The 19,637-nt window shown below is 70.0% G+C and carries 18 protein-coding genes and 1 pseudogene; 6 read left to right on the forward strand and 13 right to left on the reverse strand.

What is annotated here, in order from left to right; all coding sequences use genetic code 11:
• The first annotated feature begins 220 nt into the window (after nucleotides 1–220).
• A complete protein-coding gene (locus QK440_RS23865; RefSeq protein WP_282795229.1) occupies nucleotides 221–469 on the forward strand; it encodes a hypothetical protein in 249 nt (82 codons plus the stop codon).
• A 367-nt stretch (nucleotides 470–836) separates the two neighbouring features.
• Here the strand turns inward: QK440_RS23865 and QK440_RS23870 are convergent, their stop codons facing one another.
• The 9 genes from QK440_RS23870 to QK440_RS23910 all read right to left on the reverse strand — a co-directional run bounded on the left by QK440_RS23870 (nucleotide 837) and on the right by QK440_RS23910 (nucleotide 11,981).
• Nucleotides 837–974, reverse strand: a complete 138-nt coding sequence (locus QK440_RS23870) for a hypothetical protein (RefSeq protein WP_282795230.1) — start codon at nucleotides 972–974, stop codon at nucleotides 837–839.
• 282 nt (nucleotides 975–1,256) lie between these two features.
• On the reverse strand, nucleotides 1,257–2,186 hold the full coding sequence (locus tag QK440_RS23875) for a C40 family peptidase (protein ID WP_282795231.1): 930 nt from the start codon (nucleotides 2,184–2,186) through the stop codon (nucleotides 1,257–1,259).
• A 6-nt stretch (nucleotides 2,187–2,192) separates the two neighbouring features.
• On the reverse strand, nucleotides 2,193–3,236 hold the full coding sequence (locus tag QK440_RS23880; RefSeq protein WP_282795232.1) for a replication-relaxation family protein: 1,044 nt from the start codon (nucleotides 3,234–3,236) through the stop codon (nucleotides 2,193–2,195).
• A gap of 45 nt (nucleotides 3,237–3,281) precedes the next feature.
• Nucleotides 3,282–5,756 (reverse strand): type IV secretion system DNA-binding domain-containing protein, encoded by a 2,475-nt coding sequence (locus QK440_RS23885; protein ID WP_282795233.1) that lies wholly within the window; start codon nucleotides 5,754–5,756, stop codon nucleotides 3,282–3,284.
• A gap of 26 nt (nucleotides 5,757–5,782) precedes the next feature.
• A complete protein-coding gene (locus tag QK440_RS23890) occupies nucleotides 5,783–7,609 on the reverse strand; it encodes a DUF87 domain-containing protein (RefSeq protein ID WP_282795234.1) in 1,827 nt (608 codons plus the stop codon).
• Nucleotides 7,610–7,707: 98 nt separating this feature from the next.
• Nucleotides 7,708–8,814: a PrgI family protein gene (locus QK440_RS23895; protein WP_282795235.1), complete on the reverse strand. Its 1,107-nt coding sequence runs from the start codon at nucleotides 8,812–8,814 to the stop codon at nucleotides 7,708–7,710.
• The gene (locus QK440_RS23900; protein WP_282795236.1) at nucleotides 8,814–10,352 is read right to left on the reverse strand and encodes a hypothetical protein; all 1,539 of its coding nucleotides are present in this window, start codon (nucleotides 10,350–10,352) and stop codon (nucleotides 8,814–8,816) included. The genes QK440_RS23895 and QK440_RS23900 overlap by 1 nt, the downstream gene beginning before the upstream one ends.
• A 230-nt stretch (nucleotides 10,353–10,582) precedes the next feature.
• Nucleotides 10,583–10,876, reverse strand: coding sequence for a pilin (locus QK440_RS23905; RefSeq protein WP_282795237.1), 294 nt, complete (start codon nucleotides 10,874–10,876; stop codon nucleotides 10,583–10,585).
• Between the two features lie 178 nt (nucleotides 10,877–11,054).
• Complete coding sequence (locus tag QK440_RS23910) at nucleotides 11,055–11,981, reverse strand: hypothetical protein (RefSeq protein WP_282795238.1); 927 nt, start codon at nucleotides 11,979–11,981, stop codon at nucleotides 11,055–11,057.
• Nucleotides 11,982–12,347: 366 nt separating this feature from the next.
• Between QK440_RS23910 and QK440_RS23915 the strand changes: the two genes are divergently transcribed.
• The 3 genes and pseudogenes from QK440_RS23915 to QK440_RS23925 form a co-directional block, all read left to right on the forward strand.
• Entirely contained in the window at nucleotides 12,348–13,004 is a 657-nt protein-coding gene (locus QK440_RS23915; protein ID WP_282795239.1) for a hypothetical protein, read from the forward strand.
• A gap of 242 nt (nucleotides 13,005–13,246) precedes the next feature.
• Entirely contained in the window at nucleotides 13,247–14,602 is a 1,356-nt protein-coding gene (locus QK440_RS23920; RefSeq protein WP_282795240.1) for a hypothetical protein, read from the forward strand.
• A 10-nt stretch (nucleotides 14,603–14,612) separates the two neighbouring features.
• Nucleotides 14,613–14,705: pseudogene (locus QK440_RS23925) on the forward strand (AAA family ATPase); the annotation flags it as partial.
• 185 nt (nucleotides 14,706–14,890) lie between these two features.
• Here the strand turns inward: QK440_RS23925 and tgmC are convergent.
• From tgmC to tgmA, 3 genes are read right to left on the reverse strand one after another with little or no spacing between them, the layout of a single operon-like run.
• Nucleotides 14,891–16,042, reverse strand: coding sequence for an ATP-grasp peptide maturase system methyltransferase (gene tgmC / locus QK440_RS23930; protein WP_282795241.1), 1,152 nt, complete (start codon nucleotides 16,040–16,042; stop codon nucleotides 14,891–14,893).
• Nucleotides 16,039–17,004, reverse strand: coding sequence for an ATP-grasp ribosomal peptide maturase (gene tgmB, locus QK440_RS23935; RefSeq protein WP_282795242.1), 966 nt, complete (start codon nucleotides 17,002–17,004; stop codon nucleotides 16,039–16,041). Before tgmB ends, tgmC begins: the two co-directional genes overlap by 4 nt.
• A complete protein-coding gene (gene tgmA, locus QK440_RS23940; RefSeq protein WP_282795243.1) occupies nucleotides 17,004–17,261 on the reverse strand; it encodes a putative ATP-grasp-modified RiPP in 258 nt (85 codons plus the stop codon). Before tgmA ends, tgmB begins: the two co-directional genes overlap by 1 nt.
• A 207-nt stretch (nucleotides 17,262–17,468) precedes the next feature.
• Between tgmA and QK440_RS23945 the strand changes: the two genes are divergently transcribed.
• Both QK440_RS23945 and QK440_RS23950 read left to right on the forward strand, forming a co-directional pair.
• The gene (locus tag QK440_RS23945; protein ID WP_282795244.1) at nucleotides 17,469–18,725 is read left to right on the forward strand and encodes a helix-turn-helix domain-containing protein; all 1,257 of its coding nucleotides are present in this window, start codon (nucleotides 17,469–17,471) and stop codon (nucleotides 18,723–18,725) included.
• Between the two features lie 16 nt (nucleotides 18,726–18,741).
• Nucleotides 18,742–19,095 (forward strand): hypothetical protein, encoded by a 354-nt coding sequence (locus tag QK440_RS23950; RefSeq protein ID WP_282795245.1) that lies wholly within the window; start codon nucleotides 18,742–18,744, stop codon nucleotides 19,093–19,095.
• A gap of 403 nt (nucleotides 19,096–19,498) precedes the next feature.
• Here QK440_RS23950 and QK440_RS23955 read toward each other — a convergent pair whose 3' ends face one another.
• Nucleotides 19,499–19,633 carry a hypothetical protein gene (locus QK440_RS23955; RefSeq protein ID WP_282795246.1) on the reverse strand — a complete coding sequence of 45 codons (135 nt, stop codon included), beginning with the start codon at nucleotides 19,631–19,633 and terminating at the stop codon, nucleotides 19,499–19,501.
• Between the last annotated feature and the right edge of the window lie 4 nt (nucleotides 19,634–19,637).

The following is a 19,637-nucleotide window of genomic DNA, read 5'->3' on the forward strand; positions in this document are numbered from 1 at the left end:
GCCTCCGGGCTGTCCGCTCGGGGCCAAGCCACGGACCTTGTGGCTGGGCCGAAGTTAGGCCCCAGCCATCCTGCGCAACTCGCTCAAGGCGGCTAACCTCCCTTCGGAGCAGCTCTCGGACTGCATCGCGAAGAGCAGCCTGAGCCGAGCCAGATGTTCCTGGTTGAAGAAGCCACGAGCTTTCCAATGCCGGAGACTGCCCTTCCTGGAGGTGGAAGCTGTGGAGATCGACCTGCGTAAGGCGCGCCAGACCGTGCGAGAACTCGCGGAGCGGCTGGAAGAACTCGACGGGGTGGAACCGGACGCGGCGCCTACGCGGGCTGGACAGCGGGAGCGCAGTGAGGTGAGCCGCAGCCTGCAGTACATGGCCCACCTGGGGAACCGGGTGTCTGTGGAAATCATGGACGTCTTCTGTGCTTACAGGGAATGGGACAAGCCGGGCCGGCGGCATGAGTCGACAGAGGCGTGACTGAGCCTCGCTGCCCCGCTGACCTGTCGCCCCACCGGTGAGTGTCTGCTGGGGGGTGCGGGCGGTGCGGTTGCGGTTGTCGTGCCTGTACGCACCTTTGCCTCGTACCGCAGCCAGCGGAACATTCCGGGCCTGTGGTGGCCAGCGACGACCGCGGGCGCATCGGGTACGCGTCCTGGCCGGAGCGGGTTCAGGTGGTGTTGCGGGATTTCGAGCCCGCCGAACAGGCCGGGGTGGTTCGGAGGGGACGCGGGCGGCTTGCGGTCGGGGGTGGGGTTGTCTATGGCGGCGAAGACGCCGGCGGCCATGTGGACGGTGGGCGGGTAGCCCTGTGGTCCGCGCTGGGCAAGCCGGGTGGGGCCGGTGATCAGGTGGGGTGTTCGTCGAGGGCGAGGATGCGGGCGTAGGCGGCGGCCCGGTCCTTGTGTACTGCGGTGAAGGGGGTGGGGGTGCAGCGGTAGAGGTACACGGCGCCGATGGGGAGGTTGCCGGTGGTCAGGGGCAAGGCCAGGACGCGGCGGGCTCCCCGGCCTCTGCCCACCCGCCAACGCCAGGACATCACCCGCTTCGCCCGTATCACCCTGGACCTGCTGCTGCACACTCCACCCCATGCCCTGGCCACCGGAACAGACGGCCTCGAACTGCACCGCGCCGAAGTCCACCAGGCCGCGGGCGTCCTCTCCGTCCACCTCGCCATCTGGGTGCGTCCCGACGTGCAGCTGACAACGACGGCCCAAGGGCACGTCATCTGGCCAACCGGTACCTGCCCGCGAACATCAGCGCACGTTCAGCCGGGTCTCGTGGCCCCGACGTAGTTGTCGCCCTCGGAGCGGTAGGGCGAGATCTGGATGGGCGCGCCCCTGCGCGGGGCGTGGATCATGCGGCCGCCGCCGATGTACAGGCCGACGTGGTTGACGTTGCCCGGACGGCCGTAGAAGACGAGGTCCCCGGGTACGGGCTGCTGCCCCTTCGGCACGGCCGGGCCCCTCGCGAACTGGCGCTCGGCGGTGCGCGGCAGGGACACGCCCGCTGCCGCGTACGCGGCCTTGGTGAGGCCGGAGCAGTCGAAGCCGCGGTCCCCGGCGGTGGGGCCGTCGCCGCCCCAGACGTAGGGGAGGCCGAGTTGTCCCCGGGCGTAGGCGATTGCCTGCGAGGCGGCGGATCCCGGAGTGGGGCTGGGCGGTTCCTTGCTGCGGTAGGCCCGTGCTTGGGCCAGGACCTGCGACACGTACCAATGCGCGTGGTTGTACGTGAACACTGCCGTGCGCAGGTCGCGTCCGTGCCGGGCGCCGGAGTCGCACAGGTAGGCGGCGGCCGAGTGGATCGCGTCATGGGGATCGTAGGGCGAGGGCGGCCTCGCGCCGCCAGGCGGCGGCGGGTGCCGGGCGATGACCTGGCGGAAGGTCGGGGCGAGGAACTGCATGGGCCCGCGGGCGCCCGCCTCGTTGGCGCCGCGGTGGACGCCGGGCAGGGGACTGCGGCCGTGGTCGGTCTCGATCTTTCCGATGGCGGCGAGCACGGACCAGTCCAGGCCGGGGCACGTGGTCGCGGCCCGGTGGTAGAGAGCGAGGTAGCCCGTCGGGATGTCGGAGAGCGCGGTGCCGCTGGGGCGGCTCATGCCTCCGGTGAACGAGGAGAACAGGCTGCCGGCTCCGGCGGCGGCCGCCGCGACAAGCAGAAGGAGAGCCGCGAGGGCCGTGCAGGCGGCCTTGAGCATGGTGAATCACCCTCCCCGTGCGATGTCGTGGGGGTGTGGAGGCTGCGGTGGCGGTGCGGTCGGCAGTACGCCCGTCGGCTTCCCGACGGAGGTGGTGCTCGCCTCGGTCTCCGTCAGCGGCGGCAGGTGCGGCCATGCGGTGGTCAGCTCGATGAGGCGCAGTCGACGTGAGGGCTGCAAGGTCGCTTCCAGGGGTAACCACCGCGCTTGAGAAAAATCGTTCAGGCCCGCCTCGCTCCTGAAGTTCGCGGTGGTCGTGGCGATGGGGACGCACAGCGGGTCGTTGAGCGCGGCGCGTGCCTCGGTGAGGGCTCGGCGTACGCGGGCCTCGCGGTGGGCGTTCGTGGTCCACACCAATACGGGTGTGGTGATGCCCGTGGTGGAGGCGAGCTTCGCGTAGTCGGCCAGCTTGTGGGCGACACGCTGCGGTGCTCGCTCGGTGCCGCAGTCGTACTCGAGGAACCATTCGAACTCTCCGGCGGGCTCGCGCCAGCGGCCGTACGCGTCGGGCCGGACGAGGTCGCCGAAGTGCCGTCGGCAGCGCGTCTCGGACCACCAGCCGGTGAGCCGGCCCTGGTCGTCGGCCTGGCGCGAGCAGGCGACGAGCGTGGTGAAGAAGCTGTTGACGCCGACGGTGTGAGCCAGCTGCAGGGAGTAGGCGATGCCCATGGCCCGTTCGTGCCGGTAGCCCAGCTCCCGCGTTTCCAGGCCTTCTTCCCGCGCGATGACGGTGGCGCCGGCGACGTCGAGGACGTAGTGCATGGGGGCGGAGCCGTAGGTGAGGAAGGGCTGGAAGCGGTCCACGACGCGCCATTTGTAGAGCTGGAGCAGGCGCAGGTTCGCGGCGCGGGTCGACGGCCAGGCCAGGTCGGCGATCTGGCCGGTGGTGAGGACCCTGTGCTCGTACAGCATCTGGCCCAGCCAGCGGTCGCGCGGAGTGAGGCGGCGTACGAGACGGGCGAGGTGGTCGCCGGTGACGGCGGTGCGGCTGCCCAGGCGCTTGGGACGGTGGCCGCGCAGAGCGCGCTGCGGGGTGGGGTTAGTGATCACAGGATTGCCTCCGTGAGGTCGAGTAGCGGGACGCGGACACGGGTCTCAGGTACTGCGGCGCGGGTCGGCCGCTGGCGAGCCCGATGTGTGGAGGGAGCTTCCGGCGGCTGCCGGTGGCGCGTTGCCTTGCGCGGCGGCGCGGATGCGGCGGGCACGGCCGGGTGTTGGGGGCGGGAGTTTTTCGGTGACCACGGTGAACGCCGGGGCTTCGGCGCCGTGGACGACGGGGCGGACCGCGGCGTGGAAGGCGTCCAGGTTGGACAGGTCGTGCTCGGTCAGTCGTGGCTCGGTGTGGCGCGCGAGGTGGCGGGCGTCCTCGGGGGACGTGTTGAAGAAGATCTTGGTTCGGGCGTTGGCGCTGATGCCCTCTTCGAGCTCCTTTGGGAGCTGGCGCAGGTACTGATGGGCCAGCGTCATCGACAACCGGTAGCCACGGGCCTCGGCGAGCATGTCCTCCAGCGGGTACGGCAGATTGAGGAAGTGGTGTGCCTCGTCCACGTAGAGCGAGGCGTCGGGGCGGCGGCCCTGGGGCACGCGGGCCCGGTGCGTGGTGACCTGCCAGGTGCGGGCGACGACGACCGAGCCGATCAGACGGGCGGTCTCGGCGCCGAGGCGGTCGCGGGCGACGCGCACCAGGCAGATCCCGCCGTCGTCGAGGACCTGGTCCATGGCGACACTCGACGGCCCGCCGCCCACGGCATCGCGGACGAAGGGGCGCAGCAGGAGACCACGGAGCTTGTTCATCAGCGGAGCCGTGACCTGGGCGCGGGCAGCCCCGGACAGGTCGTCGTACCAGGACCAGAAGCCGCGTAGGACACGGTCGTGGATCTGACGCACAGCGCGCTGTCGGAAGGCCGTGGTGGACAGCAGCGTGGGCAGGTCGGTCAGGGCCGGTGTGTCGGACAGCGCGCGCAGGGTGAGCAGCCCGGCGCGCAGGATGTCGTCGGTGCGCGGCCCCCACGAGGAGGCGTACACGCGGGAGAAGATCGAGACCAGGTTGTCCACGGTCCGTACGGCGTCCTCGCCCTCCAGCGGGTTGAGGACCGGCGGTCGGTGCCTGCTGTTGGCGTCGAAGAGCACGACCTTCTCTCCCAAGCGTTCCGGCAGCCGCATGAGGACGTCTGTGACCAGGTCGCCTTTCGGGTCGATCACCACCTGTCCGCGCCCGGCCTCAGCGTCGGCGAGCACCATGTGAGCCATCAGTTCGGACTTGCCGGAGCCGGTGGCCCCGAGGATGTGGAGGTGCTGGCGGGCGTCGGCGACCCGCAGGCCGACGGGGCGTACGCCCCCGGCCGTGGTCAGGCCGAGGGGCTTGGCCGACGGTCCCGGTGCGGCGAGCCCGGGAGGCGGAGGGACTGCGCGGGCGCCGGCACGCTGGAGGCCGGGCACGCTGCTGTCCCACGGGAGATGGGCCAGGGCGGACAGCTCCGGCACCGACAGGAGATCGCCCTTGTCGAGACGGCGTTCGGCGAGATGGGCCAGGGTGCGACGGGGCCGGGTCCGGCGGAAGTAGTTGTGCTCGGTGTACGAGGCGTACGCGCCGGCGACGGCGTGGCCGTGGCCGCGCAGCCGACCGCGGGCGCGACCGCGCTCCTCGGCGTCGGCATTGGCGGAGACGAACGCGATGACGGCGTAGCGCAAGCGGCTTTCGTAAGAGGCGCCGCGCTGCTTGGCCACGATGGCCCGGTTCTCGGCGGACGTTGCGAGCGCCGCTTGACGGTCCCCTCCTGTCGCCTGGCCGCGGGGGCGGAGACGAGGTATCGCCGCGTCCAGCAGGCGGATGACCGGGCGAGCGGATCCTTCCGTCCCAAGGCGCCGGGCCGAACGCCGGGACTTCTGCACTCGGCGTCCGGTGACGGGCCGTGCCAGGATCTGTACCACGGCCTGCTCGTCGTGGTTCAGGCCGATGTGGGCGCAGAGCAGGGCGCGCAGCGGGTCGGCTGGGAAGTCGGCGCGCAGAGGCAGCGCCTCGTTGCGGGCGAGCCGCAGCTCGCCCCACGCCGCCTCGCTGCTCGCGGCGAGGGGGACCGGTGCGCTGGCAGGGCGGGTACGTGCGAGGGCTCCGGGCCAGGCCGCCTGGACCGCGCGCTCCACCATCCCGGGAGGTATGACCCCTGGCACCCAGAGGTGGATGCGGACAGCCTCCCGGCTCAGGACGTACTCCCAGGACAGGTGCGGTTGGCCGGTCAGCAGCCTGTGCCAGGCCGGACGGAGAAGTCCGATTAAGTGGGCCCACAGGGCGGCTGCCCCCGCCGGGTCGGCTGCCGGCGGCGCCAGCAGCTCGACCACGCGTGCTCCGTCAGCCAGCCTCCGTCGGCACCAGCGGCGCCACCACCAGCGAGCCACGATCAGCGCGGCCATCAGGGCGGAGGCCGAAGGGACAGCGACCGGCCCCCACACAACGGACTTCTCGGAGACGTACGCGAGGACGGCGGGCAGGGCAGCGCTGGGATCGCGCAGGTACTCGTAGAACGAGCCACCGTCCGCAGTCAGCACCGGCGCGGCAACGGCTGGGTCCATGGCTACCGCCTTCACATCGAGACGCTTCACATCGGGTCGAGGGTGACGTGGCCATCGGCGCTCACCTCCAGCTCGGGCGCGCTCCCCGCGGTATCGGCGGCCGGGGCGAAGCCGAGGTGCGTGTCCTCGGGCGGGCTCACCGCCCCGGCCTCGGCGTACGCGGCGAGTTCGGCCGGATCCGAGGTCACCAGATAGTGCTCCGTGGGCGAGGCGACGCTTTCGAAAGCCACCCGCTGGGGACCCGCGCAGAGCAGCCCCTGGCCGCGGTCGGCCGTCAGAAGGAACTGCCGCTCGCCGTCGGAGAGGTCGAAGGCATGGGTGATCTCGTCGATGGCCTGGGGCGCTTGGCGCAGCAGGATCTGGGTTGCGGCGTTGGCCACCACGGCCTTGCCCAGGTCCGTGGCAAGGACGTCGGCGGTGTCCTGGGTGGCCACGGTCAGGCCGGCCCAGTGCTTTCGGCCCGCCTTCGCCATGCGGAACAGGAAGTCGGCTCCGGCTCGTTCCCGCATGAGCAGCCACGCCTCGTCCACGGCTACCAGGCGCGGGCGGCGCAGCGCCGGGTTGGACACGCGCCGCCACACCGCGTCCAGGGTGAGCAGGGTGCCGATGGGCTTGAGCTCTTCGGCCAGGTCCCGGAGCGAGAAGACCACGAGGTGGCCTTCGGGACGGCTGGTCGTCGGCCCGGTGAACAGGCCGGAGAAGGCGCCGTGGACGAAAGGGTGCAGCCGCGTTCCGAGCCGTGCCGCGTCCGCATCCACAGAATGTTCGAGTGTGCCGACCAGATCACGCAGCAGCGGCGCGGGACGTCTCCACGTCCGAGGGTCCGCTGTGATTCCGGCCTGCTGGTACGTGGCCACGATCGCGCGGTCCAGAACCGCCTGCTCCGTGGAGCCGAGCTGTCCGCCGAGCAGCACGCTGAGGACCGTGTGCAGGAACAGGGAGCGCCTGACGAGCGCGTCCTTGGGGGCGGTGCGGCGGCCGTCGGGGTGGGTGTACACGGGCAGGTCGAAGGGGTTGAGGCGCTCGTTCTCGGCGCCGAGGTGGACGTAGGTGCCGCCGACGGCACCGGCGAGGCGGGCGTACTCGTCCTCGGGGTCGATCACGTGGACCTCGATGCCGCGGTACAGCGAGCGCAGCAACTCCAGCTTGACGAGGTAGGACTTGCCCGCGCCGGAGCGTCCGAGGACGAACGCGTTGTGGTTGTCCAGGGCGAAGCGGTCCCAGTGCACCAACCCCTGGCTGCCGACGTTGTACCCGTAGAGCACTCCGTTCGGCGCGGCGACCGAGGTGGGATCGGCCGGCGGGAGATCAGAACTGGTGAAGGGGAAAGCCGCCGCGAGTGCGCTCGTATCGAAGGTGCGGCGCAGCCGCAGCAGGTCCAGACCCATGGGCAGGCAGGCGAGCCAGCCCTGCAGGCTGCGGTAGCTGGCGGGCTTGGCGTCCAGCAAGAGGCTGGCCGCCAGCGAGCGAACCGCTGCCACCTCGTCCGCCAGCTCCTCGCGGTCGCGCGCGTGGACGGTGAGGTAGAGGCCGAGCCGGTAGAGCTTGCCCTCACCGCGGGCGACGCGGGCGGAGAGGTCGTAGGCATCCTCCGTAGCCACCTCGACGTGCGGGTCGAGCAACTGGCCTTTGTCCTGGCTGTAGCGGCGGCCGGACTCGAGGCGGGCCAACTGCCGCTTCAGCCGGTTGGCCGCGGTCACCGGGTCGATCGGCTCGATGTGCAGGGAGACGTCCAGCCGGCCCGGGTACGTCAGCAGGGGCTGGAGCCAGCCGGGATGGACCTCGCGGGGGTAGCCGACCACGGCGAACGAAGCGACCCGTTCGGTGCCGACTTCGAGGTGCCGAGAAGCCACCACCAGCGTGTCGGGAGCGAATGCGCTTCCGTACGCTCGCGCGGCCTCACTGCGGCTGCCGGAGTCGACGGGCGCAGCACGGCGGCGGTCACGGCGCTTCATACCGCTCGCCTCCCATCACGCGGGGCGGGCGGATCGGCGATGTCGCCCTCAGCTCCCGCACCACCGCTGATCACCTCGTCGGCGGCGGCCGAGGCGGATGACGGCGGGACGAGACGGTCCGGGTCGCAGGCCGCGCTCAGTACGGCGGTGGCCTGCCCGGCATCCAGCGCGGTCACGGTGATCCCGATGGGGCCGAGCAGTCCTGCGGCTTCGCTCAGACGACGCAGGAGCCGAGCCTCAGCCGCACGCCGGGAACCCGGTTCCACGGCGGAGGAGCCCCGGCCGGACCTCCACAGTGCCAGCACGCCGCGCGGCGAGGCCCCACCCGGCCCTTCGGCACGAGCCGCGCTGAGGGCGGGCTCTCGCAGGACCAGGAGCACCTGATGGCGCAGGAGATCAGCATCCCGTCCCAGCTGCTCCACGTACGCGGCGTGCTCCAGGGCGGCCCTCTCCAGAGCGGGATGCGGCAGGCGGACGGCGTACTCGCGCAGCTCACCGATGTGCGCGGACAGATCGAGGCGTTCGGCCCTGACGAGGATCTGCACGGGCGCGGTGAGCGAGTGCAGGTAGCGGCCGAAGGCGCTGACGAGGGTTTCCTGTTCGGCAGGCGTACGCAGGGTGAAGTTGATCGTGCTGCACACGGCCACGGCCGCGACGCCGTCCGTGCCGAGGTCGATCACGCCTGTCTCGGACACGGCCTTGGCCGGGAGGCGAAGCGGGGCCACCGGGGTGTCCATGCCGTGCCGCACGCTCCTGCCGGACTCGTCGGTGGCGCGCTCGAGGAGCCAGCGGGGCGGTGCGTGGACGCCTTCCGGCGCAGTGATCAGACGGCGCGGAGCCAGGCGCTGTCGCACCGCGGCCAGCGCGAGCCGGTCCAGGGACAGACCATCGCGGGTGCCGAGAGCCAGCAGCAGCGCCGTACCGCCGATCGGGAAGGCGAGCAGGGCGATGACCGGCAGCGGCAGCAAACCCTTGGTGAACGACCAGAAGCCGTACAACGCGGTGCCGGTGGCGGCGAGCAAAAGCAACTGGTGGGCGGTCAGATTCGCAAGGACGGTGTCCTCGCGCTCCACGTCCGCGGGGATGCGCACCGGTTGACTCATCAGCGATCACCTCGTGATCGAGGCGGGGGCTCGGTGTGCGGGGGAGCGCTGTTCCCCGGCGAGGGCGGGCGGAAGGTGGTGGGCGCGGGCGGCCGAGCGGCCCGGGGAAAGGGAGCGGGCGGCGGCTGGAACCTCGGCTCCTGGAACAGCGGCGCAGCCGGAGGATGGACGCGGCGGGGCAACGGGTGCGTGGCCGTCGGCGAGGGTGTGGCCGGGGGCCTGAACGACGGCCTGGCGGGTGCCGGAGCCGAGGGGACGCGCGCGGGCGCGGACGAAGCGCCCGACTGCCCGCCCGGTGCCAGGAAGACCGGCATGGGCGGAGGGCCCGGTGTGTGCCCGCCCGCAGGTGGTGGACTGCCCTGGCCAGGAGCCTGACCGGGTTGGTTGGGCGCGAGGAACAGCGGCGGTCCTGGCGGCCGCAACCGTCCCGCACCCGTGCGCCCGCCACGCCGCGGTGTTCCCGCTCCCGCGCTCCGTCGGCGTGTCGCCGGCATCGCAGCCGCCGGTACGGCGGTCCGCCGATGAGCAGCGGCGACACCCGGCCCTCCCCGGCCACCCCAGCCGGCATGTCCAGCAGCGGCCGCCCGCACGGGCCTGCCACGCAGCAGCCCGAACGCCTTGTACGCCACCGCGGCGCGGACGAGGCGGCCGGTGAAGGACCTGCCGTGTCCGACCCGCGCCGAACCCAGGATCCAGAACGGGATCTTGACCAGGATGTACATCAGCGCCAATGAGACGAGCACGCTGACCAGGTCGTTCTGCTCACGACCGAACGGGCTGAAGGTCCCCGGGGTCAGAAACACGCGGATCCCCACCACGAGCGCCATCGACTGCGCGACCTGGATCGCCAGGAGCCCCGCGAAGACCCGCCACCACCAGCGAGCGATACCGTCAGTCTGCGGCAACGCGTGACACATCAGCGCCAGCGGGGCACCCGCGATCAGCAGAATCGTCAGCGCGACCCGCACGATGTACGTCACCAGGAGCGCCACCAGGAGGACGGCGACCACGCCCAGCAGCAGGATGATGAAGATGCCGCTGTCGGACGTGAAGCTGTGGAGGACGAAGTCCCGCAGCGCCGTGCCCGCGGAGTCCTCATCGAGTCCGGGTCCCAGCACCGCCGTCGACAGGGCGTTGGCCAACTCCACGGCCTGGGAGGCGAGCGGCAGAGAGAGCCCGGCAGTGAGAAAACCCAACGGAATGCGCGGCCCCAACTCGCGCACCGAGTACCGGGTCTGCACGCTCTGGTACCCCATCAGCAGGATTCCGGCCACCATGATCAGCACCCCGTACGCGGCAAGCGTGATCTTCCAGGAATCCGTCCACAGCTCCCCGATCCGAGGTATCCCGTCCGGCTCGGGAGTGGTGAGCAGGGTGTCGCCCAGGAGCTCCAGCAGCGGGTTCAGAGCGGCGCTCACAACGCTCTTGAAGAAGGCGTTGATGGCCGCGGTGACGCCCTTGGCCACCCAGTCGACGATGCCGGTGGGCGCTTGCTCCGCTACCGCCGCCGTGACCTCCTCCGGAGCCGCAGCAGGCATGCCCGCGGTGGCGCTCGACTGCGGAACGCAGCCGTCCGGAGTACACGGCGATGGCTCGGCAACCGACACCACGGACGGGGAACTGGCGGTGGCAGCGGCGTCCACAGCAGGGGCACTCTTACCCGCCGCGTACAGGGCCACCAGCACGACCAGCAAGACGCCCCCGGCCGCAGCTCTCCTTCGCCAGCGGCGGCGCGGACGACGGGCGACGACATGGCAGATCATCGCGCTCACGCCTCGACGATCCCTTTGAGGATCTCCACGACGAGAGGCGCGAGCGCGGCCAGCCCGTACCCCCACCCCGCGCTCTTGAACGCGGTCTTGGCCCGCTGCACTTCACCCGGGTCGCCGCCGGCCATCAGGTAGAGGACGCCCCCGATGGTCAGGAAGACGGTGGCCAGCCCGGCGAGGACGCCCATGATCCAGTTGCGGATGTTGTCGAGCACCTCGTTCACGGACTTCGCCAGGGCCAGGACGGCAGCATGGTCCGCCGCGTACGCCGAGGAGGCCGCAAGAACGGACACGGCGGCCGTCAGCGCGATGGCCAGCGCCCACCGGAGGGCCCGGTGGCCGTCCCGTCCGGCGCCCAGGCAGGACCGGGGGAGACGAGACCGGGGAGGGTGGCCAAGCCACTTCCGTGCTGTGCTGTGAGGCTTCTCGTGCATCTCAGGCATCTCCGATGGCGCGAAGGAAGCGCGGAGCCTATGGGGGAGCCCCCGCACCCGAAGAGACCGGCTCGGCTGACGCCTTTGGACAACCAGTCATGAGTAGTACGGAGAGTGACGAGCGGAGTGCCCGACGATCAGGCCGAGAGGGAGCTGATCGTGAACGACGCGTGGCCGACCCGCGTGCGGCGGCATCTCGGACCTTGGCGGTCCGGTCCTCGTCCCGCATAAGCGCGACCAGACGCTGTTCCGCCCGGCGCCGGGCCTTGTAGACGGAGGCGAGCGTCAGGTGGTGCTCACCGGCCCAGTCGCTGACGGACTCTCCTTCCAGCCGCGTACGACCGATCAGGTCCGCCTCGGTCCGGGTCAGGACTCCCGCGCGGACTGCACGCGCCAGCACAAGGTCCGGGTGGCCCGCAGGTGGCTCGGAGGGAGCGGCGGCGAACCTGCTGATTTCCACCGGGACGGGCGCATCGAGCGCCGCCGTCAGAGCGGCGAGGCCTCGTCGATAGGCAGCCCACTTGAGCCTGACGACGATGTGCGGCTGGGACAGGTCGACCGTGATCAGAGCGGTCAGGAACCCCAAAAGGACCTCGGCGTGCACGTCGTACGGTTCTGCCGAGTGCCGCGCTGCCAGACGCTTGGCGACGTTGGCAAGAGCAGGCAGCGCCATACCTGCGCAGGCCAGAGCCCACGTAGCGCCAACGGTGCGCGAGCGCTCCACCAGCACGCACCAGACGTAGTCCTTCACCTCCTGCGGACAGGGGCCGTGCAGCAGGCGGTCGAGCAGTTCGTCCAACGCGACACAGCGGTCGGGCAGTCCCTCGAGGCCGCGGCAGTCCAAGGACAACGGCTCAGTGCCGGTCACCAGGTGATCGAAACCCTTTCGAGCGACGTCCAAGGGCGACGGCGACTCAGCGGCGGCGGTATCGATATGGCGGTCACGGCGTACGGCGGCTGGCATGGTCGCGCCTCCTTCCGAGCTGGGAGTCATCACGACGTCCCAGGAAGCCCGATCGCTGCCAAGCACCGGACAACTGCCGCCTGAAGCGCTACGTCGGAGGACCGCCGTGGCACTGCACGTCCCGATCACCGTGACCGACCATTGGCCCTGATGCCCGCGATCTCGTTGTAAGCGGGTTTTAGCAATCTCGCAGTAGTACCTGACCTGCGACGCAGCAGCAGAGAGGCGCCTGAGCGCCGGTCACCGACGCGGTGGCACAGGACAACGACGCGGCGCAGTCTCACAGACCCATGTCGAAAATCCGGACGGCTCGCGGCCTCTTGAGGCGACAGAGCATTCCTCACCGGAGGACAGGAGGAGCCGGAGATGCGACATCCCCACTACGGCGACGGCCAGGACGCTGCCCACTGGCTGGCCTCCGCCGGCCTCGGGGGCATCACGTTCTACCGCCGGTCCCGTGAGCGTGTGCTCGCGCTGCTGCCTGAACGGGACGCTTCCGGCCCCGCCGCGCGGGACACCGTGGCGGTGGCGGAGTCCCTTTCGGGACTGAGCCGGACGATCACCGCACGCGTGCTCCGCGCCGTGGCCCGGACCGCGCTGCCTGACGCGGATGCAGGCGTACCCGCACAGTCCTGCTCCGAACTCAGGACTGGGCAGTCGGCCATGCGGACGGTCCCTCACCGGACTCCCCAGGACCGGGCGGCGCTCCGCACGGCGGTCGTCCCCTTCGACACGGTGCTCGCCTGCGTGTGGGACCGGTCGGCGGACTGGGTCGGCGACGTTCCTCGGACTGGACTTCTGGGGTTCAGCGGCATATTCGTCTTCGTCACTCACGGTCACACCGTCGAAGCGCGCTTCGCGGTCGTCCGCTACCGGCTGGCTCCCCTGGCCCGACGCCACGCCTTGGTGCGGTGCGACCACTACCCCGTGGGCACCACCGGGCCGGAGCGTACGCACACCACCGTGTCGCTCTTCACCCCTGCGCTGCCTGAGGCGGGAGCGCTGAATCGGGAGGGGCGCTGATGTCGAACTCCGTCCGCCCCGAGCGCTGGCTCACAGCGCAGGAAGCAGCCGACCGCCTCCGCGTCGCGCGCAAGACGCTCTACAACTGGGCCGCCACCTGGGACGTGCAGCGACGAGGTCCGGAACCCCTCCGCGTGGGCAACCGTGCTCTCCGCTACCGGGAATCGGATGTCGAGCGATGTGTCGAATCCCGACGACGTTCGGGCTGAGGACTCCCGGTCACCGATGAGGAGGCACGTGCCATGACGAAGGAAGAGCCGTACGACCGCTGGCACAAGGCACAACCGACAAAAGGTGAACCGGAATGCCCTGAGCACCCAGGGCTCGTGCCCGCCCCGATACACGGTTCGCACATGCGGTGGCAGGCGCGCTGGCGGGACAAGGACGGCCGACAGCGCTCCAAGAACTTCCCGCAGAACAGGAAGCAGGCAGCTCTCGCCTATCAGCGCAGCCAGCGCGCCGCAGTTGCGGAAGGCCGGGATCCGTTGCCGCACCGCTCCCGCCGGAGGAAGAGCACCAAGGACAGCGAGCAAGGCGAGGAAGAAAAAGCGTCGCCGACCATCAAGGCTTACGCGGAGACGTTTCTGTCCCGGCACGAGGGTCGCGAAGGCACCGTGGAGACCTACGGGTACCGCTTGCGTGGCCATGTGGTTCCAGCGCTGGGACACCGCCGGGTGAGCGAGGTGAAGAGGGGCGACTACCGGGACTTCTTCACCGCGCTGAAGAAGGAAGGAATGCCGGACAATACCCGGACTGGAGTGAAAAAGGCCCTGTCCGTCATGCTGTCGATGGCCGTGGAGGACGGCTATCTGGAGGCGAACCCGGTAGCTGGAATCCGGTTGCCCGCGGGCTCCAGACGAAAGGTGCGGCTGACGTGGAGGCACGTGGTCGCCCTGGCCGAGGAAATCGATCCACGGTACGAATTGCTCATCTGGTACGGGGCGCTCCAAGCGCTTCGGTCCATGGAGGCCACTGGCGTGCGCCGTACGGACATGGAGTCCGTTCCTGGCAGACAGCGGGTGGAAGTACAGCGCCGCAAGAAGAAGGCGACACCGTTGAAGACGGCTGCCAGTCAGGAGTGGCTCGACGTGGGCTCGTTCCTGCTTTCCAAGTACCAGCATCACTTGACGCAGTGGCGTGCGCCACTGTCCGCTGCGGCTCTACGCAGACGGGAGCGGCGGAGTCTTCCGCCCATCTCACGGGAGTACGACGAGCTGGTCACGCTGACCCGATATTGGACCCCTGTGCAGGAATCCGCACTGAGCCGTGCCTTCAACCTGGCCAAGAAGCGGGTCCGGGCGCGCGGAATCGACATCCCGGAAGACGCCACGCTCCGGGACCTGCGGCACTTCGCGGACGCGGTCTGGGTGGCGTCGGGTCTGGAACCGCGCAAAGTGCAGGCACGCATGCGGCACGCTCGCCTGGCCGAAACGCTGGACACGTACGGCTACCTGGTGTGGGAGGTCGACTGGGAGAACGCTCCCGCTTCCTTCGAGGAGCTGTACGGGATCCGGGCTCCGCACGGACTGCCGGAGGCAGCTCTCGTCCCACGCGCCCAGCGTGAACGACGCAGGTGGCGAAGGAGCTCCTCTCCATGATCGACCGTTCGAGTGCGACGACCGGGCCCGCAGACGATCCGAGCGCCGTATCAAGGCCGCAGCCTCCCCCCGTGGCAAGACCTTGCGGGCGTTCGACTTCAACAACGGGCGCGTTGGCGGATGTGCACCGGATGTGCACCACGGTGGAACGCCTGTCGCCTTTGCGCAGGTCAGATGCCCTTTTGGTAGTGCTCCCAACAGTCCCCGGCGTACAGCCCGACTCGTCTGCCTCTCAGGCTTCTCACCTGGGGGAGAGCTGTTCGTCGTCCTTGCTCGGAGCGCAGTGGGTCAGGTGATCCGGTGCTCCCAGCGCAGGGAGGGGACCTGGTCGATCCAGTACTGGTGGGACGCGGGCGTCACGCGGAGCCGCACGGAGTCGATCTCCGGCGCCCCGGCGTCCTGCCAGGCGACGAGTGAGCGTTCCACGTCGTCCCACAGGGCCACCGGGCCGCCTTGGCGGACGGTCCAGCTCTCGCCGTCGACGAGGAATTCGGCGAACGACTCCCTCTCCGGGTCGAACAGGTACCGCAAGGGTGAGCCGTCACCGCCCGTCGCGCGGACGAGCTGAGCGCCGGGCGCGGCCAACTGCGCGAGGAACGCGGGCATCCACTCCTCCAGAACGAGAGGCGACACCAGAACGTGTCGCTCGCTGTCGGCGTACGCGGCCCGGGCGGAGACGTCGCCCGCCAGAGGGGCCATTGCCTGCATGAAGGAGGAGCGCTCGACGATCCTGCCCTCCGCGGTTCCACCATCGCCGACGGTGAGTCTCGCCAGGCCGGTGCCCCACGGCCAGGAACCGACCGTGCCGAGGACGATGCCCCCGGGCTTCGTCTGCCGGATCCAGGCGTACGGGATGCGGCGGACCGCGCAGGTGGCGATGACGCGGTCGTACGGTGCGCGGTACGGGTGGCCGATGAGCCCGTCGCCCGTCACCGTCCACGTCGAGAAGCCGACGGCTTCGAGAGCGGCATCGGCGCGTGCGGCCACCTGCGCGTCGACCTCGATCGTGGTGACATTGTCCTCGCCGAGGTAGTGACACATCAGGGCGGTGGAGTAGCCGGTGCCCGTGCCGATCTCCAGGACCCGGTGGCCCGCCGCAAGGTCCAGGGCCTCGATCATGCCGACGACGGTGGCCGGGTCGGTCGAGGAGGACGTGGGCACGCCCACGACGGGTTCGTCGGTCTGGGCGGCGGTGAGGTGGCCGTCGAGTTGGGTGGTGAGCGTGTCGACGCTGTATGCGATCTTCAGCCACTCGTCCGGGGCCATGTCGGCGGCGACGACGGGCTGCCAGGTCCGCCCCTCGTCCAGGAACACTCCCGGGTGGAGGAACCGCTCACGAGGGACGGACTCGACGGCCGTGCGCAGCCAGGGAGACGTCAGGACACCTTTGGTCACGAGTACGGCCGACATGCGGCGTCGCTCGGATGCCGGGTCGGTCACGGGCGGTCTCCTTGTGCGAGTAGGTCGGCGAAGGCCGCGGACATCGGGAAGCCGGTCTCGGTCTCCAGCCACGCCCACTGTCCGTTGGGATTCAGTTCCAGCCACCAGTAGTTCCCCGCATGGTCGACGGCGAGGTCGAAGCTTCCCGAAACCAGCGCCAGTCGCTCCAGGTAGGCATGCAGTGCCCTGTCCACCGCATCGGGCAGGGGCTCCACGGTGTAGGCCAGGGCGCTGTAGTCCTTGCGCCAGTCCAGCAGCTCGGACTCGATGCGTACGGCGAAGGTGTGCCGGCCCACGATCAGTACGCGGACGTCGGCGACCTTGTCCACGCGGGTCTGGAACAGATGAGGCGTGACGCGAACGCTGTCGTCGATCTCGTCAGGGCTGACGGGGTCGGCCCATCCGGTCACCGGCACGCCGTCCCGGATGTAGGAAGTCCACCGCAGAGTCTTGAAGATCGCGTCGCCTTGGCCGCTGATGAACTCGCGTGCCTCGATCGGATCGTTGGTGACGAGGGTACGCGGGACGGTGAAGCCGAGCCGCTGGGCGAGAGCGAGCTGGGCAGGCTTGTAGTCGGCCGCAGCGCTGCGCAAGGGATGGTTGACCCAGAAAGGGCCGTCCAGGGCGTAGAGCGTACCCCCGAGTCCGTAGCGGACCTGCGCCGCCGCGAAACGGGAGTCGTCCGGTGAAAGGTGGGGGAATGTCGGCCACTCGGGGCGGCGCCAGTACACCGACCGGACCCGAGTCAGGTCGACCGTTCTCGACGGGGTACGCACCTGCCCGACCACAGGGGCTGGACAGACGCCGAACCAGGACGAGACCGTCAGGTCTCCTCCGATGTCGGCGGGATTGAACCGGACCACCGGCACATCGCGCCGGTTGAGTTCGCCGATCACCATGTCGGCGGTGATGTCATCCGCCTCCGTGGCCACCAGAACCGGCCTCTCCTCGGTCACGGTCATCAGTCCTGACTACTGTCCTGGTCATGACCCTGGTCGTTCCGGGAGTCCGAGTTCGTCGTCGTGGAGGTCTCGGTGCCGGAGCTGGTGCCGTGCTTGCCCATCTCGACGAGCTGTCCGGCGCGGTCGCGGAACACTCCGAGCTGGGTCACGGCGTCGACATGGACGGTGGCGTGCGGCCGCCGGACGGTGGTCGGGTAGGGGGCGAGCCGGCTCGCGCCCCACGGCCGGGTGGGGGCGGGAGAAGCAAGAGTGCTCATGGGACTCCTTGGAAGGTGGAGACGAGGCGTCTGCCTCAGGGAAGAGGGAGCTGATCTTGTAGCCGCCGGAAGAGTTTCTGACCCCACGAGCGGCGGGTGACCAGTGAACGACGATCCGTTACGGTCTCCCAGAGCGGAGCCCAGGCAATGCCCGGGCGTTTCACAGGCGTTGCGTCCAGGGAAGGGCGTACTCGTAGGGAGAGGCCGATGGCATCGAGGCGCGAGCGCTTCGCCGAGCGGCGTGTGGCACAGGGTTACTCTCAGGAAGGCTTCGCAGAGGCGCTTGCGGTGGCCGCGTCCACCGTGGTCCGTTGGGAAAGCGGTCGTGCCACCCCGCGACCGCATCAACGGCCGGAGATCGCAGCGCTGTTGGGAGTGACCCTCCCCGAACTGGAAGCCCTCCTCTCCGAATGGCAGCCGGCTGAGACCGCCGCGCTTGCCGACGATCCGCCTCTCCAGCGTGGTGATGACGACGACATGAAGCGTCGCGAAGTCGTGGGTCTGCTCGCCGTCACCGGCGCGCTGGTCACTCTCCCCGACTCCGACGGGATCTCCCGTGGGCGTACGGCGTCGGCTCTCCTGGAGGCGGGGGACGACCTGCATCGCAGCCTCTGGAAGGTCTACGCGCTCTCGGATTCCAAGCAGGCCGTCTTCCCCGCCGTCCGTGGGCAGCTCGACACGATGTCGAAGGGGCTGGCCGAGGCCCGTACATCGACCGAGCGGGCCCGGCTGTGCCGGATGACCGCCGACCTGTACCAGCTCGTCGGCGAGCTGTTCTTCGACGTCAACCGGTACACCGACGCAGCCCAGTGCTACACACTGGCCGCCCACGCCGCTCATGTCGGCGGGGACCACGACCTCTGGGCCTGTGCCATGACCCGCCACGCGTACGTCGAGCTGTACGCGCGCCGCGCGCCCGCCGCCGAGTCCTTGCTGGCGGCGGCCGCCCGGGTCGCTCAGGGAGGTGACGGCGCGCTCTCCACCCGCCACTGGGTCGCCGCCGTCCAAGCGCAGGCGTACGCGGCGACAGGCGACCTCGATGCCTGCGACCGGGCTCTGGACGAAGCCGAGAAGGTGTACGTTCTCGATGGTGAGCACTCCCACAATGGTGGTTGGCTCCGCTTCGACGGCTCGCGTCTCGCCGAGGAACGAGGGGCCTGCTACCTCCAACTAGGCCGTCCCGACCTTGCGGAGGCGGCCCTCACCGCGGCACTCGCCCAGCCCCTGTCACTGCGTCGCCGCGCCGCCGTTCTGAGCGACCTCGCCACTCTCGGGGCGTACCGGCGGGACACCGACCAGGTCGTGCACTACGCGGAGCAGGCTCTCGGACTGGCCGGCCGGTCTCACTCTGGATTCGTCGGCAGGAAGTTGGACGGGCTTCGAGGCTCTCTTGCCCCGCTCATGGCCGATGACCGAGTCTCGGACCTGGATCACCGAATCGCGGCGCTCCCGCGCACCACATGACGAGAGGGAAACGGGCATGAGTAACGGTCGGATCTTCCGCGAGGCGTGGATCGCCGGTGTGACCAGGCACTACCCCGGTGAGCCGAAGCCCAGCTACATCACGCCGTGGGACGAGACGCCCGAGTGGGAGCGCGAGGCCGCCGCGGCGGTGTACGGACAGGTTCGCGACTTCATCAAGGTCAGCGAAGGGCACGCCACACGGCTCTCCCGTGAACAGAAGGGCCGCTTCGTGGCGATCTGCTGGACCGCCCAGATGTTCAAGCACTTCGAGGACCCGAAGCCCGGATACGTCGCCGACTGGGCCGACCTGCCGGCCTGGCAGCGGGAGACGGACGCGGACATCTTCGAGCACATCGAGCGGACTGTCTGAGCGTCGGAACGGCGAGCGCTCCGTCCGATGCGTCCTGGACGGAGCCGTCTCCTCACGTAGCCGTGCAGATAGCCAGGAAAGTGCCGTTCCTGGCTCGTCGGCGTGCTCCGCGAACCGCTCGAACATCCCGCCCTCGTCGAGTCGGCCCAGTTACTCCAGGGTCTCCGCACCCGCGTGGCCCATACGGTTGACGGAAGCGACGATAACCACCAGCGGGCCCTCTGGCATCGAGGCAGCGTCGGGATCGGGCCACACCGCCTACCTGCGCGCGCTGCCGTGAGCGGTCCCTCGTCATCCCGCTGTCCTGCGGTGCCCATCCGGGCGGCCGGGGTCCGCCCTCCGCGCCGGAGGGCCTCACCTTCGTACAGATGAGGCCCCTGTGCGCGGGGTCAGGGCACGGTTTCTACTTGTTCTTCTTGAGCTTGCGCTCTCGCCACATCCAGACCGAGCCGCTGATGGCGATGATGACGATGATCATGATGACGCCGGTGGGCCAGAAGCTGCCGTCGCCCTTGGCGGCCAAGTAGAGGTGCTCCACGGTG

This window comes from Streptomyces sp. CC224B, assembly GCF_030010595.1.
GTDB lineage: Bacteria > Actinomycetota > Actinomycetes > Streptomycetales > Streptomycetaceae > Streptomyces > Streptomyces longispororuber.

What these genes read in the sequence shown, in the direction of transcription:
- QK440_RS23895 (WP_282795235.1), bottom strand. Translation starts at nt 8,814, where the DNA reads ATGAGTCAACCGGTGCGCATCCCCGCGGACGTGGAGCGCGAGGACACC.
- QK440_RS23910 (WP_282795238.1), bottom strand. Translation starts at nt 11,981, where the DNA reads ATGCCAGCCGCCGTACGCCGTGACCGCCATATCGATACCGCCGCCGCT.
- QK440_RS23885 (WP_282795233.1), bottom strand. Translation starts at nt 5,756, where the DNA reads ATGGACCCAGCCGTTGCCGCGCCGGTGCTGACTGCGGACGGTGGCTCG.
- QK440_RS23875 (WP_282795231.1), bottom strand. Translation starts at nt 2,186, where the DNA reads ATGCTCAAGGCCGCCTGCACGGCCCTCGCGGCTCTCCTTCTGCTTGTC.
- QK440_RS23915 (WP_282795239.1), top strand. Translation starts at nt 12,348, where the DNA reads ATGCGACATCCCCACTACGGCGACGGCCAGGACGCTGCCCACTGGCTG.
- tgmB (WP_282795242.1), bottom strand. Translation starts at nt 17,004, where the DNA reads ATGACCGTGACCGAGGAGAGGCCGGTTCTGGTGGCCACGGAGGCGGAT.
- QK440_RS23950 (WP_282795245.1), top strand. Translation starts at nt 18,742, where the DNA reads ATGAGTAACGGTCGGATCTTCCGCGAGGCGTGGATCGCCGGTGTGACC.
- QK440_RS23920 (WP_282795240.1), top strand. Translation starts at nt 13,247, where the DNA reads ATGACGAAGGAAGAGCCGTACGACCGCTGGCACAAGGCACAACCGACA.
- QK440_RS23900 (WP_282795236.1), bottom strand. Translation starts at nt 10,352, where the DNA reads ATGCCTGCTGCGGCTCCGGAGGAGGTCACGGCGGCGGTAGCGGAGCAA.
- tgmA (WP_282795243.1), bottom strand. Translation starts at nt 17,261, where the DNA reads ATGAGCACTCTTGCTTCTCCCGCCCCCACCCGGCCGTGGGGCGCGAGC.
- QK440_RS23945 (WP_282795244.1), top strand. Translation starts at nt 17,469, where the DNA reads ATGGCATCGAGGCGCGAGCGCTTCGCCGAGCGGCGTGTGGCACAGGGT.